At 51.5% G+C, this 19,731-nt stretch carries 23 protein-coding genes and 1 pseudogene; 16 read left to right on the top strand and 8 right to left on the bottom strand.

Annotation, left to right across the window (positions count from 1 at the left end):
- Nucleotides 1-8: 8 nt before the first annotated feature.
- The 5 genes from CFLAV_RS19915 to CFLAV_RS19895 are packed head-to-tail and all read right to left on the bottom strand — an operon-like array spanning nucleotide 9 to nucleotide 4,610.
- Nucleotides 9-719, bottom strand: a complete 711-nt coding sequence (locus tag CFLAV_RS19915; protein ID WP_007416616.1) for an ABC transporter ATP-binding protein — start codon at nucleotides 717-719, stop codon at nucleotides 9-11.
- A gap of 1 nt (nucleotide 720) precedes the next feature.
- Nucleotides 721-1,518: an ABC transporter ATP-binding protein gene (locus tag CFLAV_RS19910; protein ID WP_007416615.1), complete on the bottom strand. Its 798-nt coding sequence runs from the start codon at nucleotides 1,516-1,518 to the stop codon at nucleotides 721-723.
- A 23-nt stretch (nucleotides 1,519-1,541) separates the two neighbouring features.
- Nucleotides 1,542-2,519 carry a branched-chain amino acid ABC transporter permease gene (locus CFLAV_RS19905; RefSeq protein WP_007416614.1) on the bottom strand — a complete coding sequence of 326 codons (978 nt, stop codon included), beginning with the start codon at nucleotides 2,517-2,519 and terminating at the stop codon, nucleotides 1,542-1,544.
- Between the two features lie 34 nt (nucleotides 2,520-2,553).
- The gene (locus CFLAV_RS19900; RefSeq protein ID WP_007416613.1) at nucleotides 2,554-3,444 is read right to left on the bottom strand and encodes a branched-chain amino acid ABC transporter permease; all 891 of its coding nucleotides are present in this window, start codon (nucleotides 3,442-3,444) and stop codon (nucleotides 2,554-2,556) included.
- 5 nt (nucleotides 3,445-3,449) lie between these two features.
- Nucleotides 3,450-4,610 (bottom strand): ABC transporter substrate-binding protein, encoded by a 1,161-nt coding sequence (locus CFLAV_RS19895; RefSeq protein ID WP_007416612.1) that lies wholly within the window; start codon nucleotides 4,608-4,610, stop codon nucleotides 3,450-3,452.
- 299 nt (nucleotides 4,611-4,909) lie between these two features.
- On the opposite strand from CFLAV_RS19895, the gene CFLAV_RS19890 reads away from it, so the two are divergent.
- Genes CFLAV_RS19890 through CFLAV_RS19880 form a run of 3 tightly spaced genes read left to right on the top strand, consistent with a single transcriptional unit; the run spans nucleotide 4,910 to nucleotide 7,818 of the window.
- Nucleotides 4,910-5,722 carry a DUF350 domain-containing protein gene (locus CFLAV_RS19890; protein ID WP_007416611.1) on the top strand — a complete coding sequence of 271 codons (813 nt, stop codon included), beginning with the start codon at nucleotides 4,910-4,912 and terminating at the stop codon, nucleotides 5,720-5,722.
- A gap of 1 nt (nucleotide 5,723) precedes the next feature.
- Nucleotides 5,724-7,037, top strand: coding sequence for a glutathionylspermidine synthase family protein (locus CFLAV_RS19885; protein WP_007416610.1), 1,314 nt, complete (start codon nucleotides 5,724-5,726; stop codon nucleotides 7,035-7,037).
- A complete protein-coding gene (locus CFLAV_RS19880) occupies nucleotides 7,030-7,818 on the top strand; it encodes a hypothetical protein (RefSeq protein WP_007416609.1) in 789 nt (262 codons plus the stop codon). Before CFLAV_RS19885 ends, CFLAV_RS19880 begins: the two co-directional genes overlap by 8 nt.
- 1 nt (nucleotide 7,819) lies before the next feature.
- Here the strand turns inward: CFLAV_RS19880 and CFLAV_RS19875 are convergent, their stop codons facing one another.
- Both CFLAV_RS19875 and CFLAV_RS32745 read right to left on the bottom strand, forming a co-directional pair.
- A complete protein-coding gene (locus CFLAV_RS19875; RefSeq protein ID WP_007416608.1) occupies nucleotides 7,820-8,632 on the bottom strand; it encodes a sugar phosphate isomerase/epimerase family protein in 813 nt (270 codons plus the stop codon).
- 72 nt (nucleotides 8,633-8,704) lie between these two features.
- Nucleotides 8,705-9,334, bottom strand: coding sequence for a type II secretion system protein (locus CFLAV_RS32745; RefSeq protein ID WP_007416607.1), 630 nt, complete (start codon nucleotides 9,332-9,334; stop codon nucleotides 8,705-8,707).
- 196 nt (nucleotides 9,335-9,530) lie between these two features.
- On the opposite strand from CFLAV_RS32745, the gene CFLAV_RS19865 reads away from it, so the two are divergent.
- From CFLAV_RS19865 to CFLAV_RS19800, 13 genes are all read left to right on the top strand, one after another.
- Entirely contained in the window at nucleotides 9,531-10,205 is a 675-nt protein-coding gene (locus CFLAV_RS19865; protein WP_083809043.1) for a type II secretion system protein, read from the top strand.
- A 129-nt stretch (nucleotides 10,206-10,334) separates the two neighbouring features.
- On the top strand, nucleotides 10,335-11,468 hold the full coding sequence (locus tag CFLAV_RS32740; protein WP_150107511.1) for a prepilin-type N-terminal cleavage/methylation domain-containing protein: 1,134 nt from the start codon (nucleotides 10,335-10,337) through the stop codon (nucleotides 11,466-11,468).
- Nucleotides 11,469-11,518: 50 nt separating this feature from the next.
- Nucleotides 11,519-12,178, top strand: coding sequence for a type II secretion system protein (locus tag CFLAV_RS19855; RefSeq protein WP_007416604.1), 660 nt, complete (start codon nucleotides 11,519-11,521; stop codon nucleotides 12,176-12,178).
- A 4-nt stretch (nucleotides 12,179-12,182) separates the two neighbouring features.
- Complete coding sequence (locus CFLAV_RS19850; RefSeq protein WP_007416603.1) at nucleotides 12,183-12,860, top strand: type II secretion system protein; 678 nt, start codon at nucleotides 12,183-12,185, stop codon at nucleotides 12,858-12,860.
- 4 nt (nucleotides 12,861-12,864) lie between these two features.
- The gene (locus tag CFLAV_RS19845; RefSeq protein WP_007416602.1) at nucleotides 12,865-13,536 is read left to right on the top strand and encodes a type II secretion system protein; all 672 of its coding nucleotides are present in this window, start codon (nucleotides 12,865-12,867) and stop codon (nucleotides 13,534-13,536) included.
- Nucleotides 13,537-13,551: 15 nt separating this feature from the next.
- Nucleotides 13,552-14,208, top strand: coding sequence for a type II secretion system protein (locus CFLAV_RS19840; protein ID WP_007416601.1), 657 nt, complete (start codon nucleotides 13,552-13,554; stop codon nucleotides 14,206-14,208).
- A 6-nt stretch (nucleotides 14,209-14,214) separates the two neighbouring features.
- Nucleotides 14,215-14,412 (top strand): hypothetical protein, encoded by a 198-nt coding sequence (locus CFLAV_RS36570; RefSeq protein ID WP_007416600.1) that lies wholly within the window; start codon nucleotides 14,215-14,217, stop codon nucleotides 14,410-14,412.
- A 3-nt stretch (nucleotides 14,413-14,415) separates the two neighbouring features.
- Entirely contained in the window at nucleotides 14,416-15,069 is a 654-nt protein-coding gene (locus CFLAV_RS19830; RefSeq protein WP_007416599.1) for a type II secretion system protein, read from the top strand.
- A gap of 227 nt (nucleotides 15,070-15,296) precedes the next feature.
- Entirely contained in the window at nucleotides 15,297-15,815 is a 519-nt protein-coding gene (locus tag CFLAV_RS19825; protein WP_150107510.1) for a hypothetical protein, read from the top strand.
- 414 nt (nucleotides 15,816-16,229) lie between these two features.
- Complete coding sequence (locus CFLAV_RS19815; RefSeq protein WP_040549536.1) at nucleotides 16,230-16,913, top strand: DUF6036 family nucleotidyltransferase; 684 nt, start codon at nucleotides 16,230-16,232, stop codon at nucleotides 16,911-16,913.
- 24 nt (nucleotides 16,914-16,937) lie between these two features.
- Nucleotides 16,938-17,147, top strand: a complete 210-nt coding sequence (locus tag CFLAV_RS19810; protein ID WP_007416596.1) for a hypothetical protein — start codon at nucleotides 16,938-16,940, stop codon at nucleotides 17,145-17,147.
- Nucleotides 17,148-17,246: 99 nt separating this feature from the next.
- Nucleotides 17,247-18,959 carry a sodium:solute symporter family protein gene (locus CFLAV_RS19805; RefSeq protein WP_007416595.1) on the top strand — a complete coding sequence of 571 codons (1,713 nt, stop codon included), beginning with the start codon at nucleotides 17,247-17,249 and terminating at the stop codon, nucleotides 18,957-18,959.
- 1 nt (nucleotide 18,960) lies between these two features.
- Nucleotides 18,961-19,173, top strand: coding sequence for a hypothetical protein (locus CFLAV_RS19800; protein ID WP_007416594.1), 213 nt, complete (start codon nucleotides 18,961-18,963; stop codon nucleotides 19,171-19,173).
- A gap of 43 nt (nucleotides 19,174-19,216) precedes the next feature.
- Here the strand turns inward: CFLAV_RS19800 and CFLAV_RS35630 are convergent.
- Nucleotides 19,217-19,731, bottom strand: a pseudogene (locus tag CFLAV_RS35630) (hypothetical protein); the annotation flags it as partial.

Raw genomic sequence — 19,731 nt, 5'->3', positions numbered from 1 at the left:
GGTTTGGACTACATTCCGCCGAGGTAAGCGCTTTTGACCTGAGGGTTTTGACGGAGGGCGGAGGATTGATCCTGAAGAATGATGCGGCCGGTTTCGAGCACGTAACCGTAAGTGGAAATTTCGAGGGCGAGGTTGGCGTTTTGTTCCACCAGAAGAATGGAGATGCCCTGCTGTTTGTTAATCTCAACGATCTTTTCGAAAATAGTCTTTACCAGTAGCGGGGCGATGCCGAGGGAAGGTTCATCGAGCATCAGAAATTTCGGTTTGCTCATCAGGGCGCGGCCGATGGCAAGCATCTGTTGTTCGCCACCGGACAGTGTTCCAGCCACTTGCTTCTGCCGTTCCTGCAAGCGAGGAAACACCGAGAAGACATACTCCATTTCGTTCTGAATGGCTTTCTTGTCGGTCCGCAGGTAGGCACCCATTTGGAGGTTCTCGAGCACGGTCAAATTGGCAAAGACCATGCGCCCCTCGGGGACATGTGACATGCCGAGTTTGACGATCTGGTGGGCGCGCATGTTGGTGATGCTTTTGCCTTCGTAGAGCACTTCACCGGATTGAGCCTTGACCAGGCCGGAGATGGCGCGCAGGGTCGTCGTTTTGCCGGCACCGTTGGCACCAATCAAAGTGACGATATCACCTTGTTTGACCTCGAGGGAGATACCGTGGAGCGCGTGGATGGCTCCGTAACTGACGTTCAAATTTTTGACCTGAAGCATACTAGGAAACCGTCAAATGATCGTCCCCCAGATAGGCTTCAATCACCTTGGGGTTTTTGCGGATCTCCGCCGGGGTGCCTTCAGCGATCTTGACACCGTAATCCAGCACTGCGATGCGTTGGCACATGCCCATCACGACGGGCATGTCATGTTCAACCAACAAGACAGCAATCTTGAATTTATCTTTGACGAACTGGATCAACTTGGTCAGTTCCGCCTTTTCAGTTGGATTCATGCCAGCGGCAGGTTCGTCCAGCAAAAGAAGTTTGGGTTTGGTGGCCAGGGCGCGGACAATTTCCAGACGGCGTTGGTCGCCATAGGGAAGGCTCTTGGCCGGTTCGTCGCGCAGACGGTCCAGTCGAAATATCTCCAGCAATTCCATCACTTGTTTTGATATGTCCGTTTCTTCCGCTCGAAACTTTTTCCCCCTTGTCAGTGCGTGTGCGACGCCGCTCTTGATGTGCAGATGGAAAGCCACACGGACATTGTCAAATACGCTGAGTGATGGAAACAGGCGAATGTTCTGAAAGGTCCGGGCGATGCCGTGTTCGGTGATCTGGTAAGGACGTTTGCCGACAATGGAGTGGTCGCAAAAGGTAATATTGCCTTCAGTCGGCTTATACACCCCGGTGATGAGATTGAAAACGGTGGTTTTCCCCGCGCCGTTGGGGCCGATCAAGCCAAGCAGATCGTGCTCGTTAATCTGAAGATTCAGGCTGGAAACGGCAGTCAAACCGCCAAAGCGGATCGTGCAGTTCTCCACTTTTAACAGGGTTGAAGTTGATTTGTCGGTTGCCATTGCTCTCAACAATCATCAGCAGTTTAGGCTTTAGCCATGGGCCCCTTTTCCCCGGCACTCACGGAAAGTTTTCTCCGGATCGTGAACAAACCCTGGGGACGGGCCAGCATCAGCACAATCAAAAGCAAGGAATAAATCATCATCCGGTACTCAGCGATGGGGCGCAGAAACTCCGGTAACAAGGTCAGCAGGACTGCGGCAATGATGACTCCCACAGTATTGCCCATGCCGCCGAGAATAACCATGACAACGATTTCGATCGACTTCATGAAGTCAAAGCCACGAGGATCGATCGAACGGGTCGAGTGCGCGAAGAGTCCGCCAGCCACACCGGCAAAAAATGCGCCGACGACGAACGCGATGATTTTATATCTCGTCGTGTTGATGCCCATGGCTTCAGCGGCTACTTCATCGTCATGCACTGCGAGGAAGCCGCGTCCGTAAGTCGAATTGACCATGCTGACCACAACATACGTGGTGATGGCGACCACTCCAAAGGTCCAAAAGAAGTTTGTGTACGAAGGAATGCCGTTCAGACCCAACGCACCGCCAAGGACTTCGATATTGCGAAAGATGACACGAATGATCTCACCGAAACCCAGGGTAACAATCGCCAGATAATCGCCCTTCAAGCGTAATGAGGGAATCCCCACAATCAACCCCGCCAAAGCGGCGACCAGTCCGCCGGCAATGAGCGCAAACAAAAACAAACCTGCAACCGCCGGAATACCCTGTGAACCCAAAGCGGTAAATAACCGGGGACCCATAAAAAGGGTAATGGCCGATGCCGTGTAGGCTCCGACGGCCATGAAGCCGGCATGGCCGAGTGAGAACTGACCGGTATAACCGTTTACCAGATTAAGGCTGACAGCCAGAATGACATTGATCCCGACGTTGGTAACGACAAGGAGGAAGTAGGGGTCTATTTGGTTCGAAAAAAGAGCCACGACCGCGCTTAGAGCGATGGCCGTTAGCAGAACAATTTGCGAGCGGGTCGGCATCAGAAAATTATGTTTCGCAAAAACGTGCTCATTGTCAGACCTTTTCAACGTGCAGCTTGCCGAGCAATCCAGCCGGGCGGAAAAGCAGGATTAAAATCAACAGCGCGAAGGCAATGGCGTCGGTATAAGTGGAGAACCGGCTGCCATTGACGAACGTCTCAATGACTCCAAGGAGCAGTCCTCCCAAGGCAGCTCCGGGAATATTACCAATACCACCGAGCACTGCCGCAACAAAAGCCTTCAGGCCGGGCAGGATACCCATGAGCGGATCGATCGCCTGATAATTAAGCGAATACAATATGCCACCCGCCGCAGCCAGGGCGGAACCAAGGCCGAAGGTAAAAGAAATGACGACATCATTGTTAATCCCCACGAGGGAGGCTGCCAGAGGATTAAAGGAGACGGCTCGCATGGCCGTGCCAATCTTGGTCTTCAGAACGATGAACTGCAAGGTCACGAGGAGAACTATGGTGACAATAAAAACTGCTATCTGATTGCTGGATAGAATAAGGCCGCAGAGATTAATGGATGTTACAGGGAAGAGAGAGGGAAAGGGCTTGGGATTGGCCCCAAAGAAAAACTGGCCGGCATTTTCGAGGAGCAGGGACACGCCGATAGCCGTGATCAGAACGTTCAGCTTCGAACGGTTGCGCAATGGGCGATAGGCAAGTCGCTCGATAATGATGCCGAGCAGAGCGCAAATAACCATGGCAGCAGCCAGCACCAGCAGTCCGCCGCCCAGGGATTCATGGGGAAGACGTTTGGAGATGTAGTAGCCGGCAAATGCCCCCACCATGAAAACATCGCTATGGGCAAAGTTTATGAACCGGAGCACGCCATAGACCATGGTGTAACCCAAGGCTATCAGGCCATAGATAGCCCCCAGCGAAAGTCCATTGATGAGTTGTTGGAGAAATTCAGTCAATCAGTTCAGGGATTAACTGTTTCAACGTATTTGAACTTGCCATCTTTAATCGTGATGATGACCGCACCCTTGGTGGCGTTACGCTCCGCATCCAACGTGGTTTTTCCGGTCAATCCCACATAATCCTTTGTGGCAGCAATGGCGTCGCGCAGCTTGGGCTCATCTGTTGTGCCAGCCCGTTTGATGGCATCAGCCAAAACCATGGCGGAATCGTAACCCAGTGCAGCCATGGCATCAGGAATTTCGCCGTTATTCTTTGCCTTGTATTTATTAACGAAATCCTGGACGAGGGGAGACTGGTCTTCTGAGGAGTAGTGAGTGGAATAGTAAGTGCCTTCCATGGCTTTGCCGCCGATTTGGACAAGCTCCTGCGCTTCCCAGCCGTCACCTCCGAAGAGCGGGACGTTAATGCCTAATTGGCGCGCCTGCTGGGTAATGAGTGCGGCTTCGGTATAATAGCCGGGCACAAAAATCGCCTCCGGATTGGCGGTTTTGATGGCCGTTAACTGAGCCTTGAAATCCTTGTCACCCCCGTTGTATTTCTGGTCGGCCACGATGGTGCCGCCATTCGCGACAAATGGTTCCTTGAAAAACGTAGCCAGGCCGACGCTGTAAGGAGCCGCAACATCAGTAAGGACAGCTACCTTCGTGACTTTGAGAGTGTTTTTAGCGAAATTGGCGATTAACTTGCCCTGGAAAGGATCGGTAAAACAAACGCGGAAAATATAATCACCCACCTGGGTAACCTTGGGATTGGTGGAGGAGGGAGAAATCATCGGGATCTGGTTCTGCTGGCAAATAGGTGCCGCTTCCAGAGACCGGCCAGAGGCCACCTCACCCAGGATGGCGACTACTTTATCCCGCGAGATGAGTTTGCGGGCGATGGTGGCGGACTCTCCAGACTTGGACTGGTTGTCTTCGTAAATGAGATTAACCTTTTTGCCGAGGACACCCCCCTTGGAGTTGATTTCATCAATGGCGAGCAACGTGCCTTTGTGGGAGGATTGTCCGAACGCGGCTTCCTTTCCGGTCAACGAGGCAAATTCACCCACGTTGATGGTATTCGCATCAGCTCCTGCTCCGCCTTCTGACTTCTTACACGCGGACAGGCCTAGAACCAATCCCAAGGCCACAATCGTCAAAATAAATGGAACCCATTTTTTCATAGTAATAAATTACTGCACCATTTTTTCAGCCACACTGAGGCATGGCTAAGAGACTAGGCTAAATAAACTGTTTGCCACTTTCAACCACCAAAGCAGCAGAAGAGGCGTTTAGAAACGGGTGGAAAGTGCCTGAAAGCAAGGTGTCCTGCTGGCGAGGTTTGTTCTGAAAGGGTAATTGTAGACACAGTTTTCAAGGTGTAAAAAATTCCCCTTTACATGCGGGACGAAAGTGTGATTCTGCATTTTATGGGAAGTGAATTTACCAAGGCAGCAGCTGCCTTGTGCCCGATCTGGTAGAAATGAATGAAGAACCGTCCGGTGACGAGTTTATGGTTCTCGTCGTATCTTTGGTATACGTGATCGCAAAGGGAGCGGTTTTTTATCGGGAACTGCTATTTACGGCACTCCTTGGCCGATCGGTGCGGCAACGTCTGCCACTTGTGTTCGCACCTTTGGCCGGGCTTGCAATTTTATTGCCTGTCTTGCTCTGCTTTGCCGCCAAGGATATTCGCTCCAACCATTTTTACGTTTTCCTTTTCATGACCCTGGGAATGGCCTGGATGATATTCAGCACTCAACTCTTCCCAGTTTTCGGCCTGAGCGTTCGCGAGGATGTAGTGGAGCAGGGCAACCAGGCAGCCACCGTTGCGTTAAGTGGCGCACTGTTGGGAATCCTCCTTGCATATGCGGGAGGCAATATAGGTGAAGGGCCGACGATCTGGACGACCATCTTTCCTTGTTTTTTAGCGAGTGCTGGCCTGTTGTTGCTTTGGTTCATGGTTGAGTTCGGGTCGAGGATTTCCCTGGCAATTGCGGAGGAACGGGATATCGCATCGGGTTGGCGTTTGGCTTCATTCCTGGTTTCCGTAGGGCTGATTCTGGGGCGGGCGGTTGCGGGTGACGGGCAATCCGCGACTGGGACGATTCGGGATTTTGCATACCAAGCCTGGCCAAGCCTCGGCCTGGCGCTGGTGGCAATGCTTGCAGAACGTAATCTGCGCCCCACCTTGATCAGGCCGAAACCTTCAGTTGGAAAATATGGGTTACTTCCCGGGCTTATTTACTTAGTGATTGCAGTTGCCGTACTGATCGTATTGGGAAGGTGGAAATAAAATGCAGAATATTGCTTCGGAAGTCTTCAAAGACAGTGACTGTCTGCCGGAAGCCGCGAGGCCGGTTTGGATGGCTGGGGCTCCCCTGCCCATGGATGCGTTTAATGCCCTAAGGCGTCGGGCACTGCTGGAACATTGCAAGTGGGACCCGCAAGTCGGTGATGTGGGGACGTTGGCCAGCTTCCCATTGATTATGGGACGAGAAACCTGGAAGACTCTGGCGAGTTTGGCCGAAGCGCTTGGATATGAAACATTGGCAGCCGAGCAGGAAATTTTGCAAAGGCCAGACCTGATGAAACGCATTGGACTGCCTCGACGTATTTGCAAAGCTTTGCAAAAAGTCCCGGAGAGCGGTCTCACTGCCGAGGCTGCGCGGGTGATGCGGTACGATTTCCATCTTACGACCGAGGGTTGGCGTATTTCGGAATTGAACAGCGATGTGCCGGGTGGATTTACGGAGGCTTCGAGTTACACACAAATGATGGCGGCGCATTATGCCGGGGCCTTGCCCGCCGGCGATCCGGTTGCCGATTGGTGTGGTGCTGTTTCAAAAGCTGCGGGTGGCGATGGGACCATAGCCTTGCTCACCGCTTCAGGATTCATGGAAGACCATCAAATCATGGCGTACCTGGCGCGCCATTTGAACGCGAGCGGTTGCACAACTCACCTGGCCAATCCACAGCAGTTGGAATGGAGCGATGGCTTCGCTTCCCTCAACAGCGCATGGCATTCTGGACGCATTGATGCGATTGTTCGCTTTTATCAAGGCGAATGGCTGGCGAAACTTCCGGAAACGTGTGGTTGGCATTATTTCTTTGCAGGCGGAAAGACACCCGTAGGCAATCCGGGCTGCGCCATTATTTCTGAAAGCAAGCGGTTCCCCCTGGTTTGGGATGATTTGGAAACCAGGTTGCCGACATGGCGGCGGTTGCTGCCTGAAACACGTGATCCGCGCGACGCTCCATGGCAGACAGATGATGGTTGGTTGCTAAAATCCGCGCTCTGCAACACGGGTGATACGGTAAGTATCCGATCTGCATTGAGCGATAAGGCGTGGCGTGCGGTATCACGAGAGGTGCGTTGGTGGCCGAAGCAGTGGGTGGCACAACGCAGATTTCAATCGGTGGCGCTGATGACGCCAATCGGGCCGATGCATCCATGCGTAGGCGTGTACACCATCAACGGCCGGGTCGCCGGAGCTTATACCCGCATCACCGCCGGGTCAGTGATCGACTTTGCGGCAATCGACATTGCGTTACTGGTTGAAGATGCTGCATGTGCCGAAAGCAAATTGAGTGAAGGATTCAATGAGTAATGAGCATATTTATAAAGTGTGGGCGCCGGACAATTGCCTTTGGTCTCCCTGGGTAAAGCCTGTGCTCTTTGCGTGCATGGATGACCCGGAGCCGTCAGAGGCTTCGTTGCCGGTGGTTGGCGAGACCCCGTGGGTTCCCCCGGTGGATGAGCGGGTAGCCATGGTGTTGGATTTGCCGCGAGAAGAAGGAGTGATCGTGGGACTTGAACTCGCTGGTCACGGCTACAGGCCGGTTCCACTTTACAATGCGCTCCCGAGACCAAGTGGTATTCCTGCAAACATGGCTGAGCCAGAGTATTTCCAAAAAGTTTCAGTAGTGGATGTAAGGCCAATCATGAATGCGCTCTGGCTTGGAACAAAAAAGCTCGCGGAGCTAGCCATCGCGGTTGATGCGCCTCCAGTATTTCTGCTGGATGCCAACCGTCGTGGTGGAGGCGAGAATCTTTTTCCCGGCCGATATGACAATCGCTCTGTCAGCTTCACCACGGACTTTCCATCGGCCATTTTTCTGAAAACACACGGAATCTCACGCGTGATCCTGGTGCAACGATTTCATGCTCAACCGCAACCGGATCTCGCGCATGCGTTGCGGCGATGGCAGGAGGGCGGAATTGCAATTCAACTGAAGCAGCTGGAGACGATGGAATTGCCCCAAAATATCATCATTCAAAAGCCTTCGTGGTTTGGAGCAGTCTGGTATCGTGTAATGGTTTCGCTTGGGGTGCAGCGCAACGTTCTTGGCGGCTACGGTGGTTACATCGCGCAGCCATCCGGTGGCTGAATCATTCAAAAGTGCGCTTTAAGTATTCGATGCTTTTGGTGGCGATGGTTTCTGGTCCTTCCTCGAATTTGAAAACTTCCACCGAGACAAAACCGGTGTAACCAACTTCCTTCAGAGCGGCGGCGATGGGCTTGAAATCGACATCGCCAAAACCGGGGCCTTTCAGGTTGCAATCGTTCGCGTGGAAGTAGGCGAAGTGAGGCCAGGATTCACGGATGATTTGCGGGATCGGTTTGGATTCCGAACACATCGCTTTGACATCAAGGATGATTTTGAAGTTGTGACTTTTGAACTGTTGCACGAACCGGATCGCTTCCTCAGCCGTGTTGATGAAATTGGTTTCGGCTGGAGAGAGTGGTTCAAGGCAGAGGGTGATGCCTTTGTCTTCGGCGCGGTTGACGGAATGGCGAAAAGTTTCGGTTGCCCAGTGCCAGGCTTGCTGCGGTTCCACACCCGGCAGGACGTTACGCTGTTTGGGTGAGCCGATAATAATAGATTTGCCGCCGATGTCGGAGCAGAAATCGACCAGGTCGCAAAAGTATTGAGTGGTGCGCAGACGGATTTCAGCATCCGTGTGATTGAGATACATCCCTTCCGCCTGGACCAGCACCCAGTGGATGCCGGAGATGGTAATGCCGGTGGTTTTGGATAGTTCACGGATTCTCTGTCTTTCCGCGGAAGAAATTTCCGTGACGTATTTGGCGAGGGTGAAAGGAGCGATCTCGATGGCGTCGTAACCAGCCTGCGCCGCATAGGCCATCGATTTTTCGAGTGACCAGCCTTGAAAGATTTCGTTGCAGATTCCGAATTTCATTGCGCCGAGCGAGTTTGATTTCAGCGAGCTTGGCTGAGAATTCCGACTGACGCAAGCGCAGGCAATGAGATGCTAATAGGGAATACCAGGCAGATCGAAAGCAAAGGTCATTTCGTTCGTCTGGAACTTTTTGTAAGACTTGATGTGAAGATCGCCGAATAGAATATTTACCCTTTGTTCGTGGCCGGGGGAAGATTCGGCAAACAGTGTATCCCGGTCGTAATTATCCGGATCGGCGTCGTTGGGCAGAAAGCGATAATTACAATCACCGGAGAGGATGTATTGAGTGGGCAATTGAATGCGCTTTAAATTTACCGGCCCATCCGCATGCGTTTCGACGTATACCGCGCGGGAACCCATGAAATAATTGAAGGGAGACTTGTAAAAGTCGCTCATTACCGGACAAACCAGGGTATTGGTGTTCTTGTAATAATCGAGCATCGCTTGAGTCCAGGGAACGGGAGCCGTGTTGTTCCAAGGCACAGCACCATTGGCTTGCGGCAACAGGTCATCGTTATCATCGCCAAACATCTGCATGGCCAGGCCCAGCTGTCGCAGGTTGTTGGCGCATTTGGAAGTGACGGCCTTTTCCTTGGCGCGGCTTAAAGAAGGCAACAGCATGCCGGCGAGGATCGCAATGATGGCAATCACCACCAGCAACTCAACGAGCGTAAATGCATTGGTTCGGTTCTGAATCTTCATACAGGCATTTAAATGGACGCGAAGTCGGCGCAAATATTCGAATCTCCTTTTTTATTGGAAAAATGTTTCGGCCATGGATAATGCAGCTCGGAAAAGGGGGTGTGAAGATTTGGAGTTTCTTTCCTGCTTCAAGAGCACCCTGAAGGATTGATGCATGTTGAAAGATTATCTCGATATCAGGAAGACAAAAAATCAAATGAAGTTGAGGGCAACTCGCCGCGTTGCTTTCACACTGGTGGAGTTGCTGGTGGTGATTGCCATTATTAGTATTCTGGCTGGCCTCCTCCTTCCGGCATTGGCAAAAGCAAAACAAAAGGCGAAGCGGATTCAGTGTGTCAGCAATCTTAAACAAGCCGGCCTCGCTTTTCATATGTTCATGCATGATCACAACAGCAGATTTCCCATGAGCGAATCCACCAACAACGGAGGCGCCTCGGAATTTGCCCATGAGACTTATTTGATTAACGGGCCTTCCTATTTCAGCTACCGGCAATTCCAGGCGCTTTCGGCTGACCTTGGTTCGCCACAAGTTCTGGCATGTCCCGCAGACCTGTCACGGATACCCGCATCCAAATTTGATACCCTTAGCAATTCTAATCTGAGTCTGTTCGTGGGTGTAAACGCAGATTATTCCTGGCCGAATTCCATTCTGGCCGGTGATTGGAATGTGACCAACATCAGCTATTATGGGGCTGTTATTTTGCGGATGGATGCGAGCACCCGGGGCGGTTGGGACAATGGACTGCACCAAATGTCCGGGAACGTCTTGTTTTCCGATAGCCATGTGGAAAGCATCAGCGGGTCGCGATTCAGGTTGCCCGAAAGCAGTGCACCTTCTCTGACAGACCTGATTCTCCCGCTGGCCCACTGAACCTGCAGAGCGGAGAAGTTTCGCGCCTAAAGCGGGAAAATCACACCTTTGTTCGAGTGAAATAAGTGCTTTTCCGCCTGAACCGGCTCGGCATCGAATATGCTTAAGCACAAGGTGAATCCTGTGTGCATGAGACTTTCTGGAAATAAAGGCGGCGGGTTTACGTTGGTGGAAATGCTGGTGGTGATTGCGATTGTGGCGATCCTGGCGGCGCTGCTGCTGCCAGCTCTGAGCCAGACCCAGGCCAAGGCGCGGCGGATTCAATGTGTTTCAAATCTCAAGCAAACGGGAGTGGCGTTCCACAGTTTTCTTCACGATCATAATGATCGGTTTCCGATGCAGCTATCCACCAATTTCGGCGGGAGTTCAGAGTTTGTCCGGGCCTCATATGAAGCAGGGAATGAGTTTTACTTTGAATATCGGCATTTTCAGGCGTTATCCAATGAGTTGAACAATCCCCGGGTGCTGGTGTGCCCGTCGGACATGGCCAGAACCGCAGCCGAAAACTTTGACGATTTCAACAACCGCAATCTCAGTTATTTCCTTGGCGCCAATGCGGATTATACATGGCCTAATTCGCTGTTGGCCGGTGATCGGAACATTACGAATGCCTCCGCGGGTTCACGGACTTTGATGCGCGTGGATGCAAATACCGTGGTGAATTGGACCCTGGAGTTGCATTCCTTCAAAGGCAATGTGCTGTTTGCGGACGGCCATGTGGAGAAGTTAAACGGGATCTCGTTGGAACTGCCCAGGGGAAACGCGGCGGATCAAATGCAATTGATCATGCCGACCTTAAAACCTTCCTCGCAGCCGGGACCGACTCTGGCGGCGAATCCTCCTTCAACTTCAGCGGGCAATTCATCTGCGTCGCACGGTGCATCCAGTTCGGGTAGTGGAGCTGGTCGAAGTGCAGCCCCTTGGAAGCCTGCTATCGCTGTGCCCTCCACAGCCAGCGGGATGGTTGCGGGTAAAGCAGCCCGGCAGGGAGAGTCAAACGAAGCGGTCACCTCACTTTCGTCAACGAATCAGATATTCGCAGCCAAAGTTGTTTCGTCGAGCGTGGAGAGCAGGGAGAGGATTGAAGAAGCCAAGGTAATCGCGGGAGCGAATAAAGCCGGAAAGAAACCGATTAAAGACAATTTCTGGCTGCTGTTATTATTTTTGATTTTGCTGCTTTTGGTGGAATTCGTGCGCCGCCGGATGGTGAAGAAGAATGACAAGGGGGAGACCTTCCCGGCGCGCGAGTTGCCACTTTGTTGAGTGAATCGAGGGTTGAGAGTTTGAAATTTAGAACCGTGTGTCGGGAATATATGAAGCACCAATCATCGGTTAAAAGCAGCGGCTTTACTGTGCTGGAGTTGATGTGGGTGATGTTCGCGATGGCAGTGCTTGCCGTCCTGGTGCTGCCTGGGATGGCTCGTCAGAAAGCTTACTCGAGTAAGATTGGCTGCGTGAACAATCTTAAGCAAGTCGGGTTGGCCTTTCGCATGTGGTCTGGGGACAACGGAGACAGGTTTCCGATGGATGTTTCCACCATTCAAGGCGGAACAGAAGAACTTGTAAATAAAGGGGAACCGTTCCGACACTTTCAGGTGCTTTCAAATGAGTTAGGTACGCCAAAGGTGGTGGTGTGCCCGAGTGACGGGCGCTCTCCTGCCACAAACTTTGCATCTGATTTCAGCGACAGCCATGTGAGCTACTTCGTTGGATTGAATGCCACATTGGATTCGACCAACGCTTTTTTGAGTGGCGACCGGAAACTGGAGGACGATTCTGGTGCTTTGAGTGGAATAAGGGATTTGACCAGCAAGCAAAACATAGGCTGGACGAAGCCGATTCACGATGACCGCGGACACATAGCATTCGTTGATGGCAGTGTGAACCGGTTCACGACAAGGGAGTTAAAGAAGGCTTTGGTGAGCACCGGTCTTGCAACGAATCGATTGGCATTTCCGGGAGGGGCGAACTGATTATATGAATTGCATAAAGCAATTGGATTTAGGACGCAGAGGGAGGCAGGCGTTTACTGTGCTGGAATTGATGGTGGTGGTGTTTATCGTGGTAATTCTTGCGACGTTGATCCTACCAATGATGTCTCGACCCAGATCGCGATCGACCAGCATTATGTGCGTCAACAATCTCAAGCAGGTCGGATTAGGTTTTCGTATGTGGGCGGGGGATAACAGCGATATCAATCCGATGCATTATAAAACCAACGATTTTGACGGGGCCAAGTACTCGAATAGCAAACAGATGTTCATTTATTTCCAGGTAATGTCGAATGAGTTATCTACTCCCAAAATAGTTGTTTGTCCTGGCGATGAAAAACGTTCTGCGGCCACAAACTTCACTTCGGATTTTAACAGCACCAAAGTGAGTTATTTCGTAGGATTGGACGCCGATGAAACTCTGCCACAAAGTGTGTTGGCGGGAGACTGGAATCTGACCAATAGCGTGGCGTCAAAAAATGGAGTTGTTAATATCACAACAAACGGCGTATCCGGGTGGACCAAGGACATTCATCAATTTTCGGGAAATGTGGCGCTTGGAGATGGCAGTGTGCAAAAAGTTTCCACGATGGGATTGAAGGGATTAATCAAGTCAACAGGCATGGCGACGAATCGTTTGGTGTTTCCGGGAGGGGTAAACTAATTCCATGATTTTGCTGAAGAGATTTGAGTTAAGAACTAAAGGTAGGCAAGCCTTTACCTTGCTGGAGTTGATGCTGGTGGTTTTCATCGTGGCAGTTCTTACTGCCTCGATATTGCCGATGACTGCTCGTCCTAGAGTTCGCTCAAGTGGCATCGTATGCATCAACAATCTGAAGGAAGTAGGATTGGCGTTCAGAACATGGTCTGAAGATAACGGCAAGGTTTACCCGATGCATTTTCGAACAAATGGCTTTGATGGCGAAGCATTGGCGAACTCACGAGGCATGTGCGGCTACTTTCAGATCATGTCGAATGAGTTGAAAACCCCCAAGGTGCTGGTTTGTCCCGGAGATAAGAAGAGGCGGGTGGCGGCTGATTTCAGGACGAATTTTAACAGTGGCACGGTGAGTTACTTTGTCGCTTTGGATTCAGACGAAACCAAGCCGCAAACGCTTCTGGCAGGAGACCGGAATTTAACAAACGGGTTGGCTGCGAAAAATGGAGTTCTTGAGATCACCACGAACAGCCTGCCGGGATGGACCATGGACATTCATCAGTTTTCCGGAAATGTGGTCTTGGCAGATGGAAGCGTTCAAAAGGTCAGCGTTTCAGGTGTTAAACGCCTGATTTTTAAAACGGGTCTGGCAACCAATCGTATTGTGTTTCCACCGCAATAGTCAGCAGAAGCAAACATGAAAATTAATTTCGGACTCTCGAATAGAGCATTTGGAATGATGGAATTGCTGATCGTGGTTGTGGTGATATTCATCCTGTTGGGCCTCCTACTCCCAAGTGTGACGAAGGATAAACAAAGGCCCGAGCAAATCAACTGTGTGAACAATTTGAAGCAGGTTGGGCTGTCTTTTAGGATGTGGGCTGGAGATAATGGCGATATTTATCCAATGCATTTTCGGACGAACGGTTTTAATGGTGAAGCGCTGGCCTATCCATGGGCCATGTACAATTATTTTCAAATCATATCGAATGAGTTGAACACTCCGAAGATTCTCATTTGCCCGGCAGATGTGAAACGACAGCCGGCGTCTAATTTCTTTTCGAACTTCAACAGCAGCGCGATCAGCTATTTTGTCGGGTTGGATGCCCGGGCAGATACGCCACAAGCTTTGCTAGCTGGTGATCGCAATCTTACGAATGAAACCAGCTACAGGCAAAATGTTGTCGAATTTACAACCAATTCGATTACGGGCTGGACAGATGACCTGCATCAGCGCTCCGGAAACGTTTTGCTGGGCGATGGTAGTATTCAAAAAGTTACGATCTCAGGTGTGAGAAAACTGATTAGTTCCACTGGCTTGCAAACCAACCGCTTGGTGTTTCCCATGAAATAATAACCTATGAAAATGGAAATGCGTTGCGCGGCAAAGATAAGAGGATACGGCCGGTTGGATGCGTTGATTGTGACGGCCCTATGTGGAATAGGGTTGCTCCTGCTGGTGACATTTCTGGCCTCGCAGGTAAGGCACAGAAACGGAGGGAAACCTGTAACATCGAGTCATCAGGGAGATGAGAAGGCGCGCAACACCAGTCCGTAATTGATGACCACGAATGCGCAAATCACGCGGAGAGTCCAGGCTTTCACCCTTATAGAGTTGCTTCTGGCAATTGTGACGGTTGTCATTTTGGTTGGGGTTTTGCTGCCCGCATTGTTGACTGCAAAGAGCAGAAGGCAAAGGTCCGATTGCACCAACAATCTGAAGCAAATCGGTGTATCTTTTCGGATGTGGTCGGGCGATAGCGGTGACAAATATCAAATGGGTGTGGAAAGTAAGTATGGGGGATCAATGGGGGCGATTGTAACCGGAGAAGTTTTTAGACATTTCGAATGCATGTCGAATGAATTGAATATGCCATTGGTGCTGACGTGTCCAAGTGATGACCGGCTTCCTGCAGCTACCTTCAAGACTCTCGCCAATACCAATCTGAGTTATTTCGTTGGAGTAGATGCTGACGACTCACAACCCCAAGCCTTCCTTTCAGGAGACCGAAATCTAATGACCAACGGAGTGGCAGCAGGCACAGGTTCGGCGGTTGTCAGATCCAACTTCACGCTGACGTTTTCCGAGCGAATGCACGGGCGGAAAGGAAACATTGGCCTTGGTGATGGGAGCGTGCAATGGGTGGACAGTGTTGGCCTTCAGAAACTGTTGCAGTCCACCGGATCTGATACAAATCGATTGGCCATGCCTTGATCCGCTTGAAAAGCGGGAGAGAAACCGGCATGATGTTGAGCATGGATGCCGATCAATCCCCTCGTATGAATACGAATTCCAATGGTCGCCGACTGTCGACAATCAGATCGGGGATGACATTGGTGGAAGTGCTTCTGGTTGTTGCCATCGGCTTCGTATTGTTTTTCGTGCTAATCCCACCCCCCGGACATCGCCATAACAGGGTCATAGCGGCAAGGATGACTTGTATGCGTAATCTGAAACAGATTGCGATGGCGGAGTTGTTGTGGGGAGCGGACAATGGAGGGAGATTTTGCGCGACAGTTTCCACGAATTTTGGCGGGTCACTGGAAATGTTACACGCCGGTCAGGTGGCGGCGCATTTCGAAATTCTTAACATTTATTTAAAGTCCGCGCCGACATTATATCACTGTCCCATGGATTCGCGTCAGGCCACCAATGCAACTGGCATCAAGAATGGGGAGGTAAGCTACTTTGTCTCGTTGGATGCCGATTTTGGGCGCAGTAACTTGTGCCTGGTTGGTGATCGTAATTTAACAATAAAAGGGAGTGATGCTCAAGCTGGGATGTTGGTGTTGCGCTCTGACAGCAAGGCGGCTTGGACAAAGGAAATGCACAGTATAAAAAGTTGGGAGCGGAATGGAGTAGTCGCACTTCCTGATGGACACGCAGAAGTGGTCTTGGAGAAAACCATGGCGCGGTTAACCCAACTGGGTGCACAGGCGAATAGATTGGTATTTCCATGAAACTTTATTAGACCGGGCCGGCGGTGAATGCGGAGATGTTGCCGATGATGCTGGGAATCGAAATTCAGGCGGACCGCGGGAGTATGATGGGCAGGTGTGCGAATCTCGAAGGTCGAGTAAACCGTTGACTTTATGGGGTTATGAACGAAAAATAACCTCGTTGAGCGTCTAGGTAGTTCCGATGATATATACAAGCTATGGATGCGCGATTCCGATCAAGACGAAGTGCCATGGATCCTTCCTGGCGGAAGTCTCGTATTGCCGCGCGGATCTGGTTGCGCTCCCGATCTGGATTCCCGCTGACTGGCCGTGATTGTCGTCTGGCCTCCCGGTTCTCGGAAGATCCGAGTGTGAGTGAAAGGCTCCTGGCGCAGGCGATTGCTTCGATAACAGCGGAGAAAAAACTGCGTGCCTGTGAAAATTGAAAAATGGAATCCCGTGGTTAAATGGGATTCTCCCGCCGGACAGACGTTGAAGCTGCTGGCTGTAGCACTGCCTAAGGATCGGATTTTCAGGATTACGGTGTTTGGTTCTGCACCACTGCAGCTTTCACTCGATGCCAATTTTTTGAGCGCGGATGTGGACATCTTTGCCGAGGAGGACCTTTCGCAAATAATTGATCGCAACCAATTGGGAATGGGGCAGCGTCCAATTTATATCGAGCAATGTGTCCCCAGCACCTTCAGCGCGGGACCCGACTGGCCCTTGCGATCCTACATTGAGCGTTTGGAAAATGTGGAATTTTGCCTTCCCCATCCGATTGATATTTTAGTTTCAAAGCTGAGCCGTTTGGAAGAGAAAGATGTGCGGGCATTCCGGCTAGTGTATGGGCTGACCAACGAGCCGACTGAAGATCAATTGAAGGAAGTTCTCATGAATGCCGTTGATTTGTTTCGGCCTCGTTTTGATGAGGAACGCGCGGTTGGAGATATTTTGCTCAACACTCGAAGAGCCTGGGAAATCCTTTATGGCAAGACCATCGATGTGCGTGCAGAAATTGTCGTGCCTGCCCTGGAGAGAAGAAGAAAGGGTTACGGTTTAGACGCGGGCGGGTTGAAAGAGGATCTGTCGAAATTAAACAGGGATTCCCAGAAATAATTTCAACCGAAACGCGAACGCTTCATGAAACTTTTTTATACCGGGCCGGCGGTGAATGCGGAGATGTTGCTGATGATGCTGGAGAAGCATGGGATTGTCGGCACGCAGGAGTTCGTGGATCCGAGTTTGCCGGATGATGGGGATTTGAACCGGGAGACGAAGGTGTTGGTGCCGGAGAAGGAGTACGAGCGGGCGCATCAGTTGTTTTATGGGGAGAAAGAAGGCGAGTTGTGAGGAAGCATGCTATTGGATGAATGATGGGGTGGGTGAGGGAGGTGCCTGCTTTCGCGCGGGCTGATTCAATGCCATCTTTAAAGCAGACAGGGAAAACAGATGCCGCGACTGCTGCAATTGACATGGCTGGATTATTTGATCCTGGGATCATATTTCGTTTTTGTCGTTGGGATTGGGGCGGTCCTGAAGCGGAGGATGAAGGGGAGCGGGGATTTTCTTCTGTCAGGCAGATCCATACCTGCGTGGGTCACGGGATTGGCTTTTCTATCGGCTAATTTGGGAGCGCAAGAGATGATCGGGATGGCGGCGTCGGGCGCGAAGTATGGGATCATGACCTGCCACTTCTACTGGCTGGGTGCGATTCCGGCGATGGTGTTCCTGGCGATCTTCATGATGCCGTTTTATTACGGGTCGAAAGCGCGGTCGGTGCCTGAATATTTGAAGTTGCGCTTCGATGAAAAGACACGTGCGTTTAATGCGGTTTCATTCCTGGTAATGACAGTATTTTCGTCGGGCATTTCGTTGCACGCGTTGGCGAAGTTGCTCGAGATACTGCTGGGGTGGAATTACAGTGCAAGCATCGCTTTCTCAGCGGCGGTGGTGTTGGTTTACATCTTTCTCGGTGGATTGACTTCGGCGATTTACAATGAGGTGCTGCAGTTCTTCATGATTGTGCTTGGGTTTGCACCACTGGTCTTTCTGGCATTGAAGGATGTGGGAGGTTGGAGCGAATTACAGCAAAAGCTGGCGCCGGTGGCGACCAATGCTGGCTTCGCACCCGGAGCGTGGAGTCACCTTTGGCGACACGCGGGAAGCCCGGCAGAAAACCCGCTGGGAGTGAATGGGTTTGTGTTGGTTAGCGGACTGGGGTTTGTGTTGTCGTTTGGATATTGGTGCACGGACTTCCTGGTGATTCAACGGGCATTGGCGGCGCGCTCTATCTCAGCGGCGCGCCGAACTCCTTTGATTGCAGCTGTGCCGAAGATGATGTTTCCGGCACTGGTGATTTTGCCGGGGATGATCGCCATTGCATTGCATCATGGGGGTGGGAATCAACTGCTGCCGATGACCAAGGCTGGGACGCCGGATTACAATATGACGATTCCCATTTTGTTGGCGAAGTATTTGCCGACGGGAGTGATTGGGGTTGGGTTCACGGCATTGATGGCATCGTTTATGTCGGGCATGGCGGGGAACGTGACGGCGTTCAACACGATTTGGACGTATGACATTTACGAGAGCTACATTGCGCCGAAGCGGTCGGATCAGCATTATTTTTGGATGGGGCGGATGGCGACGGTGTTTGGGATCTTATTCAGTGTGGGTGCGGCATACCTCGCATCCGCGTTCAATAACATCATGGACATGTTGCAGCTCGTGTTTGGGTTCGTGAACGCACCGCTGTTCGCGACGTTTTTGCTCGGGATGTTCTGGCGTCGAACGACGGGACATGGTGCATTTTGGGGATTGCTGGGTGGGACGGTAGCGGCCGCGATTTTTCATGGACTATCGTTGCCGCAAGGAGATGTGGCGGGAATCAAGGGTGGATGGATCACTCATTTGTTTACGCCATATAGTGAGATGAGCCAGAACTTCACGATCGCTATTGTGGCCTGGGTGTGTTGCTTTGGGCTGACGATCTTGATTTCGCTGGTTACCAGGCAGAGGAAGAGCGAGGGAGAGTTGAAAGGGTTGGTGTATTCACTGACACCGAAACCCAAAGCTGAGGGCGGGCCATGGTATGAACGGCCGGTGACTTTGGCGGTACTGGTGCTCGCAGGCGTGACGCTTTTAAATATTTTATTCTGGTGATATGAACTTTGATTTGCGACTGCCGATAGGGATTTTGTTCAGCTTCTATGGAGTGGTGCTGGTGATGTTCGGGGCGTTTGGAAACAAAGAAGTCTATCAACGTTCGTTAGGGATCAACATCAACCTGATTTGGGGAGCGGTGTTGCTCCTGTTTGGGATGATGATGCTGTTCTTAGTTTGGAGGGCGGCGCGGAGAATTACCCCGTCAAACTGAACTGGTGGACAATCCATTAGAACATCCTCCGGAGAGCCGATGATTATTTTGTGGTCGCAAGACGTTCCGCGAGACGAAGCTGAGGGGTGCCTGGTGGCAGCTTGGTGAGGTCGTAGAAGTTTTTGTCGAAAGCCCATTTGCGGTTGGGCGGGTTATAGTAGGCACTGGTGCCGGCCCAAGGGGCAGTGGCAGTGCGGCTGTTGAACAGGGCGACCATCGAACCGTTGTACCAGAAATTCTTAGCGGACCAGTTTTCCAGGAAGCGCGGAAAGTTTTCAACTCCACCACTATAATAACCATTGCCAGTAGGGACAATGCCACCCAAGAAGGCGGCGTTTACGGTGGTATCGGTGGCAATCCGGTTTGCAAGGGTGGTGCTACTGTTTTTGGCGTTATTGTCATTCCAGTTATTGGAAAGGACCGTAATGGCGTCGCCCACGATGGATGCGGGAGCGGTGTAGGTGGTATTGTTGCTGCTCCTGGAATTATGGGTTGCATCTTTCGTGTTGTAATCGCCCTGGACGTAGATGGGATTTGGAGTGGCGACGGTGAGGCCAG

This window comes from Pedosphaera parvula Ellin514, from assembly GCF_000172555.1.
Lineage (GTDB): Bacteria > Verrucomicrobiota > Verrucomicrobiia > Limisphaerales > Pedosphaeraceae > Pedosphaera.
Note: the sequence above shows the minus strand (reverse complement) of the source record. Positions and strands in the feature narration are given on the sequence as shown.